Origin of the sequence: Paenibacillus sp. S-38, assembly GCF_049942825.1 — a bacterium.
Classification (GTDB): Bacteria; Bacillota; Bacilli; order Paenibacillales; family NBRC-103111; genus Paenibacillus_G.
The window spans coordinates 2,058,369-2,074,251 of record NZ_CP187970.1 but is presented as its reverse complement, the minus strand read 5'-3'; the positions used below and the strand labels follow the sequence as shown (position 1 = coordinate 2,074,251).

Genomic DNA, 15,883 nt, shown 5'->3' with positions numbered 1-15,883 from the left:
TCAAATAGAAAGTATGCGGCCGGGGTGATAAGGTCAGCTTATAAGGGCTATTACAAGGACATGCGGATAGACCGTTCGGTGCAGATTATTCCTGTTTATCCATCCTCTGGCGGATCCACTCGGCGATGCCCGGCACATCATCAGGGTGAAACACCGGGAGTCCTTCCGGACGGTTCCCCGCTGCCCCCTCATCCGGCGTAACCCAGGCGATGGGCGCGCGCGGCAGCACCGACAGGATGCCCGCCTGCTCCGCCGTCCGGAACACCGCAATCTTGTCATGGTTCTCTTTCTTGAAGCCTTCGACGAGCACCAGACTATAGCGGCCGCCGGCGCGCAGGGCTTCGAGCGTCTCCCCCAGCCCGCTCCACCGCCGTTCGTAGGTCCGGACCGCTTCCGGCGAAACGACGACGACAGCCGAGGCACCGGCCGCCGCAAAGCGCGTGGAATCCGCTCCATCGGCTTCCTTATAATGTCCGTGGGCGTCGTGTTTTATGACCGCCACCCTCACCCCCTGCTCTTCCAGCACCCCGGCAAGTTTCACCAGCAGCGTCGTCTTGCCGCTGTCCGACCAGCCGGCCAGCCCGATTACGGTCATGCTCATGAATCTTCCTCCTTCAGTGCCCGCAGCTTCAGGTGATCCATCTGCAGCGAGGTCCCCCGCCGCTTCGCGTTGCGGATGAGCGCGGACGGGTCGTCGCCGAGCATCCCGGCGGTGAGTACGGCCCCTTCCCCGAACTTGTCCCGCAGCACGTCCATCACCTTCGTCAGCTTATCCTTGGCCGGCTGCTGCTGGTAGCTGAAGAGGTCCAGCTGCACCGCCGCCTCACTGCGGGCTGTCAGGCTCTGCAGTGTCACGCCGAGCAGCCGCACCTCGCTGCCTTCCGGCCAATGCTTGTCGAAGAGGATACAGGCGGCACGGTAGAATTCATCCGTCTGCTCCGTCGGTTCCTTGAGCTTCATCGCCCGGGTGATCGTCTTCATGTCGGGATCGCGTATCGTGATCTGCACCGTTCCCGCCATCAGCCCCTGCTTCCGCAGACGCCGCCCCACCTGGTCCGAGAGGTTCAGGAACACACGGTGAATCTCCGTTCGGTCCTTGTAGTTCACCGGCAGGGTTGTCGTATGTCCGATCGACTTGCTCTGTTCGCTGTCCGGATTCACCGGCGCATCGTCTTCCCCGTTCGCCGCCCGCTTGAGCGCCGCTCCCATCACGCCGAACTTCGATACGAGCAGATGCTCGTCGGCGGCGGCCAGCTCGCCCAGTGTATGGATCTGCAGCCGCTTCAGCTTCTCCGCCGTCTTCCTGCCGATGCCGTAGAGCTGGCCGCACGGCATCGGCCACAGCACGTTAGGCACATCCCGCTTGCGCAGCACCGAGATACCGTTCGGCTTCAACATGTCGGAGGCCATCTTCGCCAGCAGCTTGTTCGGCGCCACCCCGATCGAGCAGGGCAGCAGGAGCTCGATGCGGATCCGCTGCTGGATGCTGTCCGCAATCTCAAGCGGCGTACCGAAAATTTTGGACCCGGTGATATCCACATAGCATTCGTCGATCGAGACGGCCTGCACCAGAGGAGAATAGGCGTAAGCGATCTTCATGAACGCCCGGGAGAAGCGGCGGTAGAGATCGAAGTCCGGCTGGATCAGGATGAGATCCGGGCAGACCTTCAGCGCTTCCCTCACCTGCATGCCTGTCTTGACTCCCTTGGCTCTCGCACGGTAGGAGGAGGTGACGACGATCCCGTGCCGGAGCTCGACGCTGCCGGCGACCGCGGTCGGCTTATCCTTATATTTATCAGGCTCCACCGCTTCGTGCACTGAGCAGTAGAAGGCGTTCATATCTATATGTAGAATGACCCTCCCCTTCGCCGGGTAGCCGTTTGACGGGCCCCCGCCCTTGTCCGCTCCGGTAACATCCATCGTCCCACCTCCCTTTGGTATCAGCATACCGCTCTCTTCCGGAACAGGCAAGACTTGTGCCTTTTCCGATCGGAGTACTAATTTCATTGAAAAGAGCATAGCTGGACTGCAGGCTCATATGCTATAATTATGCAAATCTATTTTGCCTACTAAAGCCCAAAAGCATGAAAGCTGCCGAAACAGGAGGAAGACGATAGTGAGCACGGTGAAAATTTTTGATACTACCCTGCGGGACGGAACACAAGGGGAAGGCGTCAGTCTTTCCGTTGAGGACAAGCTCAAGATAGCACAGAAGCTGGACAGCTTGGGTGTCTCCTACATCGAAGGGGGCTGGCCCGGCAGCAACAATAAAGATATAGAGTTTTTCCTGCGCGTCGGCGAGCTGAACCTGAAGCATGCCAAAGTTACAGCCTTCGGCAGCACCCGCCGCAAAGGCACGCTGGCCGAGGACGACCCGAACCTGAACCGGCTGCTCGAAGTCGGTGTCAAGGCGGCCGCCATCTTCGGCAAATCGTGGGACTTCCAGGTCCACACGGCGATCCAGACGACGCTCGAAGAGAATCTGGCGATGATCTACGATTCCGTCCGCTTTCTGAAGAGCCGCGGGCTGGAAGTGATCTATGACGCCGAGCACTTCTTCGACGGCTACAAGAGCAATCCGGAATATGCGATCGCGACCATCCGCAAGGCGGAGGAAGCCGGCGCGGACTGGATCGCTCTGTGCGACACGAATGGCGGCACCCTGCCGCATGAGGTATCGGCCATCGTCACCGATGTGCGCACCCGCGTCTCCTGTCCCATCGGCATTCACGCTCACAACGACTGTGAGCTGGGCGTGGCGAATTCCCTCGCTGCTGTTATGGCCGGTGCCACCCAGGTCCAGGGAACGATCAACGGCTACGGCGAGCGCTGCGGCAACGCCAATCTCGTCTCGATCATCCCGAACCTGCAGCTCAAGCTGAACTACGATGTGATCAGCGAGGAGCAGCTGGCGTCGCTGACGAGTGTCGCCCGGTATGTCAGCGAGATCGCCAACATGCACATGCCGATCAACCAGCCTTACGTCGGAACGGCCGCATTTGCTCATAAAGGCGGAATTCACGTGTCGGCGATCCTGCGCGATTCGAGCACGTACGAGCATATCAAGCCAGAGCTTGTCGGCAACAAGCAGCGGGTCTTGGTATCCGAGCTGGCCGGCCAGAGCAACCTCGTGTTCAAGGCGCAGGAGCTCGGACTCGACTTCGATACGGGCAATGCGCAGACGAAGGCGCTCATCGAACAGATCAAGTCCATGGAGCACCAGGGCTATCAGTTCGAGGGGGCTGATGCGACGCTCGAGCTGCTGATTCGCAACGCGTACGGCCAGCTGGAGGAAATCTTCACGCTGGAGTCGTTCAAGATTATCGTCGGCAAGACGGTGAATCAGCCGGTCGTCTCGGAAGCGATCGTGAAGGTGCGCGTGCACGGCGAGAGCGTGTATAATGCCGCCGAAGGCAACGGTCCGGTCAACGCACTCGACAACGCGCTCCGCAAGTGTCTCGAGCGGCACTACCCGGCCATCCAGAACATGCATCTGGCGGACTACAAGGTCCGTGTGCTGGACGACAAAGATACCACCGCAGCCAAGGTCCGCGTCCTCGTCGAATCCTCGGACTTCCAGAGCTCATGGAGTACCGTGGGCGTATCCGAGAATATCATCGAAGCGAGCTGGGAGGCACTGGCGGACAGCATCCGGTATGCGCTGCTGAACCAGACCCCCGCCGAGATCCGCACCCTGGAGCAGCGCGAGCCGCTCGGCATTGTGAACCACTAACAGCCGCTGCGCTCAGCTCAGCCGATTACATGCGTACGATGCGGAGACAGCACATTTAGCCTCCGCATCGCACACGTCACAACACCCACAGCCGCAGTTCTCGATGCCGAGGCCTGCGGCTTTTTGTGTATCACTTCATTGGCGCCACTTCATCGCATCCAAATCATGCCCTGCTGCGCTGCCCCTCGAGCCGGAGGGCATTAAGCCCCCTGCGCTCCGATCAGACTACGGATCTTCGCCTCGAGCTGGGCCGCCGGCAGTAAGTGAATGACCTCCACGAGATTCCCCTTACGGTCAATGAGATAGCTCGAAGGCACGAAACGCAGCCGGTAAGCGTCGGCAGCCGTTCCTTCCGTGTCCAGCAGCACCGGGAAGGTGAAGCCGTACTTCTTCACGAATGCCCTGGCCTCCTCCAGACTGTCCTCCCTTGTCACATTCACCCCATAGAAGTCCACCTGATCCTCGTACTTGGCGTACACTGCCTGAAGATCGGGCGCTTCCTCATGGCAGGGGCCGCACCACGAAGCCCAGAAGTTGAGCAGAAGCGGCTTGCTCCGCTCTCCTCCTACAGCGTACTCCCCTCCGCGCATTCCGGCCAGCCGCAGGGCAGGCGCAGGCTGACCGGGCATGACCCTGCCCGACTTGGAGGCCGCTGCAAACACAGGCTGGCTCCGGACCGCTTCCTTCCCCTGCACTTGATACAGGGCCGCCGCCGTCAGCAGCACAATCAGCACCAGCATGCCGGCATATTTTCTTCTCATGTGCTCATTCCCTTCGTCTCCCGATGGTTGGTCATTCCTGAAGTATTGCCAACAGTAGGGCAAACCTTACGTTCCGTTCTCCTACAGGAGGGCGAATGAGGCCGGGGCGGGAATTGTCTGGGCAGAGGATGAAGCCCTTCGTTCACGGGAATAGTAACCTTACCATAAGAATGAATCCCTGTGGTCAGGAGGTAAAAGTGGAATGGAAAAGGCAAAATCCAAACGGCTGCAAATTTCCTTTGACAGCGATATGGCAGCCGGACAGGAAGCGAAGCCCCATGACGCCAAGCCCAAGAAAAAAAAGTCCGAAGGCGGCTCGGCCAAAGGCCATCTGCTGGAATTCGTCGCCATTGCGAGTGTTCCGATGGTTCTTGTCCTCGGGAACTCCATGCTCGTACCGATTCTTCCGGACATGCAGGAACGGCTCGGGATCAGCCAGTTCCAGAGCTCGCTGGTCATTACGCTGTTTTCCGTAACGGCGGGGCTCATCATCCCCATCTCCGGGTATCTGTCCGACCGTTTCTCGCGCAAAGGGGTGATGATCCCTTCCCTCATTATCTATGGGGCGGCAGGGGTGCTGGCCGGTCTCGGTGCCGTATGGAACTCCTACACGATCATCATCATCGCCCGTGCCATACAGGGCCTGGGGGCGGCAGGTACGGCTCCGATCGCGATGGCTTTGGCAGGTGACCTGTACAAGTCCGGCACGGAGAGTAAAGCGCTTGGTCTCACGGAAGCCTCCAACGGCGCCGGCAAGGTCGTCTCGCCGATTCTCGGCTCCCTGTTCGCGCTGATCGTCTGGTACGCCGCTTTTTTTGCATTTCCGGTGTTCTGCCTGATCTCTCTCCTGCTGGTGATGTTCGTGCTGAAGGAACCCGAGAAGACGAAAAAGCCCCCGAAGCTCGGCGTCTATGTCCGAGGCGTCGGGAAGGTGCTGAAAGAGAAAGGGCGTTGGATGATTCCGGCTTTCTTCGCCGGCTCCCTTGCCTTGTTCGTGCTGTTCGGGGTCCTGTTCTATCTCTCGGACATCCTCGAGGAAGCACCACACAGCATTGAGGGCGTCCGCAAGGGTATGGTGCTCGCCATCCCGCTGCTGGGACTCGTCATTACCTCGTATACGACGGGGTCCCTCATTAAGAAGAACGGGCGGCTGATGCGGATCCTGATGAATGTCGGATTGGCCATCATGTCCATCGCACTGGGCCTCTGCACCTTGTTCTTTGATGGAAACTTCTATATTTTCATCAGCCTGCTGACCCTCAGCTCGGTCGGAACAGGTCTGCTGCTGCCCTGTCTGAACACGATGATTACAGGCTCTGTCGAGCGGGAGCAGCGCGGGGTCATCACTTCGCTGTATTCCTCCCTGCGGTTTCTCGGGGTAGCCTTCGGCCCGCCGCTGTTCGGGTGGATGATGGACAAGTCCCACAGCCTGGTGTTCATCGTCGTCACCTCCCTAGCCGTTCTCGCTCTTGCCCTCGTGTTCTTCCTGATCAAACCTCCCGCCCATATCAAGGGGTAGCCCCCGGAACCCTTTTGGCTGGAAGCTCCTGTTGGAGGTATAATAGCCTTACATGACAACAGGCTGGGAATTCGGATCCAAAAAGGCGGTTGGAGCGTATGACGGCACCTGCTATTGCAATCTTGGAAAGCATCTATCGGGAGATGGTCCGTTACGGCCTCTCCCTCCTCCCTGAGGAGGCCTGCGGAGTCTTATCCGGGTTCCGCACCTCTGAGGGATTATGGACGGTTAACCGGTTCGATCCGGTCGCCAACCTTGCACCGCAGCCGCGGATTACATTTGAGATGGACCCGTCCGGGCTGATCCCTGTCCTCCATGCCGCCGAGCAGCAGAGGCAGTCCATCGTCGGGATCGTTCATACCCATCCCGCCTCAGCTCCAATACCTTCCCCGCGGGATCTGTCAACCTCCTGGCATACCCTGCCCAGCCACTGGATTCTCTCGCTTCAGAACCCTTCCGTACCGACTGCGGGTGTGTACCGCTACTTCATAGATCCAACGGGCACTCAGCGATTCGAGCCGCTCCCTTTTCTCATCGTCCCCGATACAGGCGGCGATTCCCCTTAAACACAAAAAAATCTTCAGAGCCGGCTCAGCCGGAAACCGAAGATTCGTCTTAATTCGTATGGCTTAAATGTGTGTATAATTCCCCCAGCGTCTGAATCCCGCGCGATTCCACCTCAAGCATCAGCTTGCACCACAGCTCAGCGGTCATCAGCGCATCTTCCAAGGCGTGATGCCGTACGGTCACCTCGACTCCGTACAAGTCCAGCAGCGTGTCCAGGTCGAATGCCGGGAGCCTTGGGTTGAGCCATTTGGCAATCATCATCGTATCGAGCAGCCGGTGGGACAGATTGACCTTGGATGTCTTCCACAGTGCCGAGTTCAAAAAATGTTTGTCATGTCCCGAGCCGTGGGCTACGAGTACCTTCTGCTGCACAAATTCCAAGAACCCCCGAAGCGCATGCAGGAGATCCGGCGCATCCGTCACCATCTCGTTCGTAATCCCGGTCAGTTCCTCAATTTCCCGGGGAATAGTACGCCTCGGATTCACGAGGGAGTAGAACGTTTCCTTCTCCGATAACGAACGCCCGGTAACCGTAACCGCACCGAAAGAGATGATCTCGTCCCCGTTATAGGGAGAGAATCCGGTCGTCTCGAGATCAAAGACCACCAACTCCACGGTATCCAGCGGAATCTCATACAGGGAATTTTTGCGCTGTTCCTTCATAATCGAGCGGATGAAGGCCATCTGCTGCGCACTCTGCACATCGAACATCGACGTAAGGGCAGGTGTCAATCCGCCCATCTTGTACAAATGCCACATCCGTCCTGCAGGCCTCATATCCTTCATGCACACTCACCTCTCCTTCCGGGCCGGCAAGCCCTGCCTGCACGTTTTAATGGCCTTTCTCCAGCTCGTTTTGCACACTTTTCTTGACATATTTCTGCAGCTCGATCCCGATTCTGAGGCACAGCTTCAGCTCTGAGACTCGTTCCTTGGTGAGCTGCTCCGCGGTCAGCTTGCCGCGTGTTGTATACCGGCCGTCGACCATCTGGTAAGGCGTCATGGACCGGAGCTTGAATGCCAGACTCAAGGCTTCCAGCCAATCGAGGCCGATCTCCTCCTCGACATGCCCTTCCCGGATGAGGGCAAGCGTCCTCTCTTCCGTCGACGTGCACCGGATGCCCGCCTCAATGGCAAGCAGCCGGATTCCGTTGACGATGGGGATATACGCGCCGTATTTGACATCCACTCCGCCCGCATCCTCCCCATACCTTTCTTTGATGAGCTGGCCGAAGATGCCCAGCGACACCTTGTGATGCAGGGTATTGTGCAGCAGATGCTCTAGCATGGAAGGATGAGCCGTCACATAGGAATGGAATACTTCGGCCACGGCTTCACCCAAAGCAGGATCCCCATACACCGTACGCAGATCAGCCGCAATCAGCAGGTACCTGACGTTCTCCCAGTCGGGCTCCCGCAGCCAGCCCGCGATTGTGTGTCGGTAGGCCGTAACGCTCTTGCGCCACTTGGCGTTCGTGCAGATGACATTGCCGCTGCAGGGCGGATAGCCCACCAGCTCCAGGCTGTGGGAGATCCGCTCCGCCAGCCCTTTGAAGTAGGCTTCGGCCTCGACCTCCTCCTCCGGCGTCCCGGGATCCTGGTAGACCAGTCCGTTATCCTGATCGCTCCACAGCGTCTGTTCTCCCCGGCCTCCGCTGCCGAAGAGCAGGAAGGCGAAGGGCAGCGGGGCCGCTCCGTTCACTGACTGGTATTCCTGCTCGGAGAGCTCGATGACCCGGCTGATCACCGTATCATGGAAGCGGTTCGCGTCCCGGTTCCACTCCAGCGGGCTTGCAAAAAGGAGATGCCGCCCGAACTCCCCATGCATTCGATCCCGAAAGGCCCGCAGCTCCGGCACATCCCGCGCGGCCGCCGCTTCCTTGCAGATCTGATCCAATGAGAGACGTTCCATGACGACATCCCCTTCTATAGTTGTAATGATGCCTTAGATGCCGACCGAATGGCCTCCGGCCGCCTTCTTCATCTGCTCAGGATAGCCGTAGGAACCGTGCTCGGACAGGTCGAGACCGACCACTTCTTCCTCTTCCGTTACCCGCAGACCGATCGTGATCTTCAGGATGTACAGAATAACGAAGGATGCGATAAGAACGAATACGAAGGTGGTGAAGATTCCCAGGGCCTGAACGCCAAGCTGCTCGAGACCGCCGCCGTACAGCAGACCCGGCTTGCCGATACCCACTTTCTCTACGAGCTCAGGCTTTGCGAAGATCCCGTTGGCCAGCGTCCCCCAGATCCCGGCAATCCCGTGCACGGAGAAGGCATAGATCGGATCGTCGATGCCCGCTTTCTCGAACCACTGCGCCGTGAAGAATGTCAGAATCCCTGCCACAGCACCGATGATGATCGCATCTCTTACGGAAACGAAAGCGCAGGAGGCCGTGATGGCAACGAGTGCCGCCAGTACGCCGTTCAGCATGCTCGGGATGTCGGCTTTTCCAAAATAAATCCATGCGACGACGATAGCGGCTACTCCGCCGGCTGCAGCTGCCAGGTTCGTCGTCATGGCGATGTATCCGAAGAAGCCGTCGCCCATAGCGCTGAGTGTGGAGCCTGGGTTAAAGCCGAACCAGCCGATCCAGAGAATGATCACGCCGAGAACCGAGAGAACCTGGTTGTGACCTGGAATGAGATTCGGAGTTTTATCCTTATTATACTTGCCGATTCGCGGTTTGAGCATCAGTGTGGCCACCAGAGCCGCCGTAGCGCCTTGAAGGTGAACGACCGTCGATCCGGCAAAGTCCTGCTTGCCGTGGCCGGCGAGCCAGCCGCCGCCCCAAATCCAGTGAGCCGCCACAGGATAGATGAAGATAACGAAGAGGATACTGAAGATGAAGTAGACGGAGAGCTTGGCGCGTTCCGCGAAGCCGCCGAAGGCGATGGCTAGCGATACGCCGGCGAAAGCGAGCTGGAACAGGAACTTGATGCCGATCGGCACGTCGGAGTAGGACAGGGAGCCGAATGCGGCTGCTGCCTGTTCTTCCGACCCGTCCACGAAGAAGCCCGTCATCCCGATGATGCTGTTGCCGTCACCGAAAGCCAATCCGAACCCTACAGCCCAGAAGGCAATGGCACAGATCCCGAAGGTGAGAATGGTCTTGCCGGCAACGTGCCCCGCATTCTTCATGCGTGTGGAACCTGCCTCAAGCAGTGCGAAGCCCGCCTGCATGAAAATAACAAGGATGGCGGCCAGCATGACCCAGACCGCATCTACCGCTCCTTGAAGCTGAGAGGGCGTTGCATCTTCCGCGGCAAAAGCCATGGCTGTCGGCAACATAACTGACATAAGACCCGTGGATAAGAGCAACTTCTTCAACAAACCGACCACTTCCTTTTTAATGTTAGTTTATATAACACCACTTGAAATTCTTATTGTCATTATATAGGCCGACCTTTCGTTTGGCAATAGGTTTTTCGGTAAAGAAACGATAAAAACGAAAAATAACCTGACATCCCATAGTCATAATTCGGTTTTCTTGTCCATATATTAGGAGTTGAACTTTAAGAAACGTAACATCCCGGTTCGTGCCCCTGAATTTGTTCCAGATTATAGGAGATGATTCGCCGCCCGGACCCACGGATAATAAGGAGGTAAGCATAACGTTTGACTGTATGGTTTGGATTCAGTTATCATTGAATTGAAGAACGGCATTCTCGTTCCCGTCCCGCTGCGTCCAATCCATACATATTAAATGAGGTGAAGGAAGATGGGGATATGAAGCTTTACAAAATCGGTGAGCTGGCACGCTTATCGGAGGTCAGCCCCAGAACGATCGACTATTATACCAAGCTGGGCCTGATCGATCCCGAAACCCGCTCTGACACGAATTACAGGCTCTATAGCGATGAAACCTTAACCCGACTCAAACGTATTGAATCCATGAAGAGGGAGAAGTATACCTTAGAGGAAATCAAAGCGAGCCTTCAGCAGCTGGGCAAGGTAAGCAAGGATGAGATGGTGACAGATAAACTGACATCTCTGCAGCTTCTTCTGAAGCAGCTCGAGAAAGAGGCCAAGGAAGTCGGTCCGATGCTCGAGAAGCTCAAGCCGTCCCAGCTCAAGAAGCTTCATAAGATGCTCAATCAGCCGACGGCTGCCTGCATCGAAGCGCTCCTGCTGCTTCTGGGTAAGGGACCCTTTTCGTAGATTCTCATAAGATCCTATGAAGAAATGGAGTGTCAAAACATGCTGTTTACACCATGGACCATACTTATTCTTGCAGCAGTCGGTTTAAGCATCTGGGCCAGTTTCCGGGTCAAGGGCACCTTCAACAAGTGGTCCGATGTTCCCGTAGCTTCAGGCTTGACCGGCTACGATGTGGCAAGACGCATTCTCGACGAGAACGGACTGCACGACGTTCCGGTTGAAGCGGTGCGGGGCGCATTGACCGACCACTACGACCCCATCGCCCGGGTTGTGCGGCTGTCCGAGCCCGTATACTACGAGCGCTCCATCTCCGCCGTCTCCGTCGCGGCCCATGAAGTCGGCCACGCCATCCAGCACAAGGTCAGCTACCCGATGCTCGTCGCCAGACATAAGATTTTCCCAGTCGTGAATTTCTCGTCGGGGATCACACCGTTTCTGCTCATCGGCGGTTTTCTCTTCAAGCTCACTGGTCTGATTCTGCTGGGGATCATTCTCTTCAGCGCCGCGGTGGCCTTCCAGCTGATCACGCTGCCGGTGGAATTCAACGCTTCCTCCAGAGCCCGCGACATCATGGTCTCCTCCGGCTTCATCCGCAACGACGAGGAGCCCGGCGTCGCTAAGGTACTGAATGCGGCGGCCTTGACTTATGTAGCGGCAGCCCTGGTGTCCCTCCTGCAGCTCCTGGAGTACATCTGGATCTTCAACCGCTCCGACGACTAATCGATGAACATGCGAAAGCCCGGAATCCCTTCAAGGGAAGTCCGGGCTTTTTTTGTGATGCCTCTCATGCCTGCTGCAGATCCTCCTGCTCTTCCCCATCCAGCGCATGGGCCGGCTCAAACCACAGATCGCGGAAGCGGACCCAGCCGAGGGAGCCGAGCGAGACGTTCTTGAGGGAGGGGTGAAAAATCGTTCGCTGCGTATGCTGGAACAGGAACACGACGCTGGCCTGCTCCGTCACCAAAGTCCTCAGACGTTCCAGATAGGCTCTGCGCGTCCCTTTGGAGCTCTCCTGATACAGCCGTTCGATCAGCCAATCCGCCCCGCTCCTCAGTTCTTCGCCGAGATGCAGACGCACGACGCTGTTCTCCGCCAAGAAGAGCTCGATGATCGACAATTCCGGCTGCTCATCCATAATATTGCGATGGAACCACAAATGCGCATCGCGCACCCTGGCTTCAACCGAGCAGGACGCACGCCGCTGCACGAGCTCCGTCCGAATCCCAATATTCTCCAGCTGTTCCTGGATGCTGCACATCTCGCCGTGAGCGTTATGGTAGCTGAGAAGAAGCACCTCCCCCGCATACCCGCTCTCGCTTAAGAAGCGCCTCGCCAGGATCGGATCGTAATGCTCATCCGTATCGCTGTACTCCTGCCCGTCTTCGTAGAACCACTTCGCATAGGTCCGGTCGCCTTCCTCATCCTTCGGAATCAGCAGCCGACGGTCGATGGCATGCTGCACGGCTTTGCGGAAAGCGAGCGAATGCTGCGGCCCCGGCATCCCGAGATTGAAGGTGAGGAAGCTGCAGTCGCGGCCGGTCTTCTCGATGGATTTCCACCCCTTCGGTGTTTCACCGCCTTCAATCGAACACTCATACCGCATGCTGTAGCACATCGACTCCAGCTGGCTCGCTTTGCGAAGCAGCTCCGGTGTATACCAGATTTCGATCCGGTCCAGATGCGCTCTGCGTTCATAATAGCGCCCGAACGCTTCGAGAACGAGCATATTCGCATCGTGCTGAACTACCTTGAACGCGCCTGTGCCGACCGGCGTCCGTTCGAACCGCTCGCCCATCTCGGTAACGGCATCATAGGGCACAATGGAAGCCCGGTTGTAGCTCAGATGCTGAAGGAACAGCGGATTGGCCCGCTTCAAGCGGATTCGCACCATATAGCGGTCAACACACTGCACCTCCTGCACATCTGCGAACAGCCAGCGGAATGGAGAACGCAGCTCCTCGCTTTGGATCCGTTCTAACGTGAACTTGACGTCTTCCGATGTCATCTCACGGCCGTGGTGAAAGTAGACCCCTTTGCGCAGATAAAAGAGCCACTCCTTCTCATCCTTCGATAGGGTCCAGTGATGGGCCAATCCGCCTTCATACGTATCCGTATCCTCCCGGTAGCGCACCATCATATCGAAGACCTGTTCCACGATGTGACATTCCACAAGATAATCCAGATGGGCCGGATCCAGGCAGGCAATCCGCTTGCTGTAAGGCAACCGGAGGGTGTCGGTCTGCCGGTCATTCTTCCGGTCGGGCCGGAAACCGAACTGGGTGTCGAGCCAATATACGAATTGGTCCTTAACCTCCGGCAGGTGTGACAGCTCCTCCAGATAAGTGAAGGCCTGCTGAATGTCGCCCTTGCGCACATAATCCTGCGCCGTCTCCAGCGCTACCGACTCACCCGGAATCAGCAGCGTGAGCTTGGAACGGTGTCCCCTTCCCCGTCCCGGCATGTACCGGATCCACTCCAGCGCCTCCAGGCGCTTCAGCACGAGATTCACATTGCGCCCCGAGCATTGGAACAGCTCCGTAAGCTCCGGCAGGGTCACCTCGAACCCCTCTTCCCGCTCTTTCTCCGAAAACCTTTCATGCAGTTTCAGGTAATAGTAGTCCAGCATGCCGCTCCGCCTCCTCTTTGGCATTTAAAAGATGAAGGATTAGAAATTACCTTACACTTTTTATTCACCTTTCGCAAGATATAATGAAAAGAAAGAGGGGAGCGTGGCAATATGAATCACTTTGACCTGGAAATGCTAATGAAAGACCATCAGAGAGAGGTTCGCGTTAAAGCAAAAGAGCTCCGCCTGCACCGGCTGCCGTTAATGGATTGGCTGGTCGGTGCGGGGGGAGCGCTGATCTTGGCCGGTCTCTAAGCCATAATGGAATACGGTCCGCTAAGGCACTTGATTCGCCTTGGAGGGCCGTTTTGCTTTTTTATTCGGAGCTTTCGCCCTTGCGGTACTTCGTCGCCATGAAATCCAGCAGGAACTTCCGGAAGACCTCCGCCACCAAGGGAAGCTTCTCCCCGGAACGCTGAATCATGCCCACGCTGCGCGTGACCTGAGGTTCAACGACCCGGACTTTGACCGGCTGGAGGACGCTGATCTCGGTCAGCGCCATCTCCGGGAGCAGGGAGACCCCCATCCCCGCAGCAACCAGGCCGCGGATCGTATCCGTCTCTTCTCCTTCGAACCCGATCCGGGGGACGAACCCCGCCTTGCCGCACGCCTCCAGGACAATGGAACGCAGGGAATACTCCTCACTGAACATGACGAAGGAGTCCTCCTTAAGCTGTTCAAGCCGGATCGTCTTCGACTCGGCGAGATCATGTCCCTGCGGAACAATCGCATACAGTTCCTCCTGCAGGAGCAGGTCTCCGGTGACATGACTGTGCTTTTCGGGAAAAGGTGAAATGAAGGCCAGGTCGATTTCGCCTTTCATCACATCGCGGATCAGACTGTTATAGGTTCCCTGCCGCAGGCGGAACGTGACGTTCGGATAATGCTTGCGAAAGCTGGCGATTAAAGTGGGAAGCAGATAGATCCCCAAGCTGTGCGGGAACCCGACCCGAATCTCCCCTTTCTCGGGATCCAGGTATTCATGTATTTCATTCACGGCCCTCTCCAGGTCCGTCAAGATCCCTTCCACCCGGCAGAGAAACAGCTTGCCGACAGAAGTCAGCTGCAGATTCCTGCCCTTCTGCACGAAAAGCTGGACGCCCAATTCTTCCTCGAGCTGATGAATCTGGCGCGAGACCGCCGACTGGGCGACGTGCATTTCTTCGGCCGCCTGGGTCACATGCTGTTTGCGTGCCACTTTCACAAAGTATTGAAGCTGCCGCAGTTCCACAAACGCTTCCTTCCTTCCACTGATGCCATTCTAAAGTTGTATAATCGCATGTTCGGCGGGATTTGTCCATACTTACGCAGAAAAGCACGTAAGGTTTCGGTAAAGCATTGCAGACTCGTCCCGACTGGATTACTCGTCCGGTTCAATGTTATAATATTCCTCGGTGAATACCAACATTATCAAGGATCTTGAAGGAGGCCCATGTACTCATGGCACAAGCGACTCTGAAAGGCAATCCGATCACCCTGGTCGGAACTCAACTGAAAGCGGGAGACAAAGCACCTGACTTTACAGTGAACAAGAATCTGCTCGAAACTGCCTCCTTGGCGGACTATGCAGGTAAAATCAAGCTGATCTCCGTTGTCCCTTCCCTGGACACGGGCGTATGTGACGCTCAAACCCGCCGCTTCAACGAAGAAGCTGCTAAGCTCGGCGACAACGTGATCGTCCTGACGATCTCCGTCGACCTCCCGATGGCTCAAGCCCGCTGGTGCGGCGCTGCAGGCATCGACAAAGTCGTGACGCTCTCCGACTACAAAAACCACTCCTTCGGCCAAGCCTACGGCGTGCTGATCGAGGAACTGCGCCTGCTCATGAGATCCATCTTCGTGATCGACGCTAACGACACGATCCAATATGTGGAGTACCTCGGCGAAATGACGGAGCACCCGAACTACGAAGCAGCGATCGAAGCTGTGAAGAAGCTCGTTTAATCAGCTGAACCGAATACTTTCCTCCTAAACGCACATCGTCCTTCACGGGGCGCTGTGCGTTTATTTTTCTATCGGAGGACAGGAAAGCCAGCCCAACGTTCTTCTCCGATATGACAAAAACAGCGTACAGCCACCTTTGGCTACCACGCTGTTTTTTGTCATTCGTTTATTTTATAAGCGGCGAGGCGCTTGTCGATATGCTTGTAAATATCGAGGATGGTCCGGTAATTCGCCCCCAGATCCCCCAGCGAACCGCGAGAAGCGGAGTAGATGTCGACAGCCGTCTTCACCGGCGTAATGCTGAACAAGGTCAATGTAATGTCCTGGGTCCGGCCGGTAATCGTCTTGCGCTCTACCACAATCTCTCCGACACTTCTTACTTCATGAAGCAGTTTGTAGCCGCTGAGTTTCTTGAACATATTGATAATCTCATCCCATGCCTGATCCATGGAGATCTTGTAATATCTGGTTTTCAATGCCGGATCTTTCGCTTTCTCACCCGTGGTTTCGTGGCTGCGGATGAGACCGACCAAGGTACGCTTAAGCAAAGCCTTCCCTCCTCAATGAA

The 15,883-nt window shown here is 56.9% G+C and carries 15 protein-coding genes; 6 read left to right on the top strand and 9 right to left on the bottom strand.

The genetic code is table 11. The features are described 5' to 3' along the window. Window positions 1-85 precede the first annotated feature (85 nt). Together mobB and ACP26L_RS09895 are read right to left on the bottom strand one after the other, a co-directional pair. Window positions 86-601 carry a molybdopterin-guanine dinucleotide biosynthesis protein B gene (gene mobB / locus ACP26L_RS09900; RefSeq protein ID WP_426452366.1) on the bottom strand — a complete coding sequence of 172 codons (516 nt, stop codon included), beginning with the start codon at window positions 599-601 and terminating at the stop codon, window positions 86-88. Beyond that, the gene (locus ACP26L_RS09895; RefSeq protein WP_426452365.1) at window positions 598-1,920 is read right to left on the bottom strand and encodes a DNA polymerase IV; all 1,323 of its coding nucleotides are present in this window, start codon (window positions 1,918-1,920) and stop codon (window positions 598-600) included. The genes mobB and ACP26L_RS09895 overlap by 4 nt, the downstream gene beginning before the upstream one ends. Window positions 1,921-2,113: 193 nt before the next feature. Between ACP26L_RS09895 and cimA the strand changes: the two genes are divergently transcribed. After that, window positions 2,114-3,733, top strand: coding sequence for a citramalate synthase (gene cimA, locus ACP26L_RS09890; RefSeq protein WP_426454878.1), 1,620 nt, complete (start codon window positions 2,114-2,116; stop codon window positions 3,731-3,733). Between the two features lie 200 nt (window positions 3,734-3,933). Here the strand turns inward: cimA and ACP26L_RS09885 are convergent, their stop codons facing one another. Beyond that, window positions 3,934-4,494, bottom strand: coding sequence for a TlpA family protein disulfide reductase (locus ACP26L_RS09885; RefSeq protein ID WP_426452364.1), 561 nt, complete (start codon window positions 4,492-4,494; stop codon window positions 3,934-3,936). A 202-nt stretch (window positions 4,495-4,696) separates the two neighbouring features. Between ACP26L_RS09885 and ACP26L_RS09880 the strand changes: the two genes are divergently transcribed. Together ACP26L_RS09880 and ACP26L_RS09875 are read left to right on the top strand one after the other, a co-directional pair. Continuing rightward, the gene (locus ACP26L_RS09880) at window positions 4,697-6,013 is read left to right on the top strand and encodes an MFS transporter (RefSeq protein WP_426452363.1); all 1,317 of its coding nucleotides are present in this window, start codon (window positions 4,697-4,699) and stop codon (window positions 6,011-6,013) included. 122 nt (window positions 6,014-6,135) lie between these two features. After that, window positions 6,136-6,579, top strand: coding sequence for a M67 family metallopeptidase (locus tag ACP26L_RS09875; protein ID WP_426452362.1), 444 nt, complete (start codon window positions 6,136-6,138; stop codon window positions 6,577-6,579). Between the two features lie 49 nt (window positions 6,580-6,628). Here the strand turns inward: ACP26L_RS09875 and ACP26L_RS09870 are convergent, their stop codons facing one another. The 3 genes from ACP26L_RS09870 to ACP26L_RS09860 are packed head-to-tail and all read right to left on the bottom strand — an operon-like array spanning window position 6,629 to window position 9,917. Continuing rightward, the gene (locus ACP26L_RS09870) at window positions 6,629-7,366 is read right to left on the bottom strand and encodes an exonuclease domain-containing protein (RefSeq protein WP_426452361.1); all 738 of its coding nucleotides are present in this window, start codon (window positions 7,364-7,366) and stop codon (window positions 6,629-6,631) included. A gap of 46 nt (window positions 7,367-7,412) precedes the next feature. Beyond that, window positions 7,413-8,492, bottom strand: coding sequence for a DUF294 nucleotidyltransferase-like domain-containing protein (locus tag ACP26L_RS09865; protein ID WP_426452360.1), 1,080 nt, complete (start codon window positions 8,490-8,492; stop codon window positions 7,413-7,415). 33 nt (window positions 8,493-8,525) lie between these two features. Then, a complete protein-coding gene (locus ACP26L_RS09860; protein ID WP_426452359.1) occupies window positions 8,526-9,917 on the bottom strand; it encodes an ammonium transporter in 1,392 nt (463 codons plus the stop codon). Between the two features lie 396 nt (window positions 9,918-10,313). Between ACP26L_RS09860 and ACP26L_RS09855 the strand changes: the two genes are divergently transcribed. Together ACP26L_RS09855 and ACP26L_RS09850 are read left to right on the top strand one after the other, a co-directional pair. Next, the gene (locus ACP26L_RS09855) at window positions 10,314-10,745 is read left to right on the top strand and encodes a MerR family transcriptional regulator (RefSeq protein ID WP_426452358.1); all 432 of its coding nucleotides are present in this window, start codon (window positions 10,314-10,316) and stop codon (window positions 10,743-10,745) included. Between the two features lie 39 nt (window positions 10,746-10,784). Further along, window positions 10,785-11,465, top strand: coding sequence for a zinc metallopeptidase (locus tag ACP26L_RS09850; RefSeq protein WP_426452357.1), 681 nt, complete (start codon window positions 10,785-10,787; stop codon window positions 11,463-11,465). A gap of 64 nt (window positions 11,466-11,529) precedes the next feature. Here the strand turns inward: ACP26L_RS09850 and ACP26L_RS09845 are convergent, their stop codons facing one another. Together ACP26L_RS09845 and ACP26L_RS09840 are read right to left on the bottom strand one after the other, a co-directional pair. Further along, window positions 11,530-13,371, bottom strand: a complete 1,842-nt coding sequence (locus ACP26L_RS09845; RefSeq protein ID WP_426452356.1) for an ABC transporter substrate-binding protein — start codon at window positions 13,369-13,371, stop codon at window positions 11,530-11,532. A 316-nt stretch (window positions 13,372-13,687) separates the two neighbouring features. Continuing rightward, window positions 13,688-14,602, bottom strand: coding sequence for a LysR family transcriptional regulator (locus ACP26L_RS09840; protein ID WP_426452355.1), 915 nt, complete (start codon window positions 14,600-14,602; stop codon window positions 13,688-13,690). A 209-nt stretch (window positions 14,603-14,811) separates the two neighbouring features. Between ACP26L_RS09840 and tpx the strand changes: the two genes are divergently transcribed. Beyond that, the gene (tpx, locus tag ACP26L_RS09835) at window positions 14,812-15,315 is read left to right on the top strand and encodes a thiol peroxidase (protein ID WP_426452354.1); all 504 of its coding nucleotides are present in this window, start codon (window positions 14,812-14,814) and stop codon (window positions 15,313-15,315) included. Between the two features lie 158 nt (window positions 15,316-15,473). Here tpx and ACP26L_RS09830 read toward each other — a convergent pair whose 3' ends face one another. Next, window positions 15,474-15,863, bottom strand: a complete 390-nt coding sequence (locus ACP26L_RS09830; RefSeq protein WP_013915338.1) for a DUF1499 domain-containing protein — start codon at window positions 15,861-15,863, stop codon at window positions 15,474-15,476. Window positions 15,864-15,883: the final 20 nt, after the last annotated feature.

Coding starts and splice junctions, on each gene's coding strand:
- ACP26L_RS09865 (WP_426452360.1), bottom strand. CDS start 8,492: ATGGAACGTCTCTCATTGGATCAGATCTGCAAGGAAGCGGCGGCCGCG.
- ACP26L_RS09870 (WP_426452361.1), bottom strand. CDS start 7,366: ATGAAGGATATGAGGCCTGCAGGACGGATGTGGCATTTGTACAAGATG.
- ACP26L_RS09850 (WP_426452357.1), top strand. CDS start 10,785: ATGCTGTTTACACCATGGACCATACTTATTCTTGCAGCAGTCGGTTTA.
- ACP26L_RS09845 (WP_426452356.1), bottom strand. CDS start 13,371: ATGCTGGACTACTATTACCTGAAACTGCATGAAAGGTTTTCGGAGAAA.
- ACP26L_RS09895 (WP_426452365.1), bottom strand. CDS start 1,920: ATGGATGTTACCGGAGCGGACAAGGGCGGGGGCCCGTCAAACGGCTAC.
- mobB (WP_426452366.1), bottom strand. CDS start 601: ATGAGCATGACCGTAATCGGGCTGGCCGGCTGGTCGGACAGCGGCAAG.
- ACP26L_RS09855 (WP_426452358.1), top strand. CDS start 10,314: ATGAAGCTTTACAAAATCGGTGAGCTGGCACGCTTATCGGAGGTCAGC.
- ACP26L_RS09880 (WP_426452363.1), top strand. CDS start 4,697: ATGGAAAAGGCAAAATCCAAACGGCTGCAAATTTCCTTTGACAGCGAT.
- tpx (WP_426452354.1), top strand. CDS start 14,812: ATGGCACAAGCGACTCTGAAAGGCAATCCGATCACCCTGGTCGGAACT.
- ACP26L_RS09885 (WP_426452364.1), bottom strand. CDS start 4,494: ATGAGAAGAAAATATGCCGGCATGCTGGTGCTGATTGTGCTGCTGACG.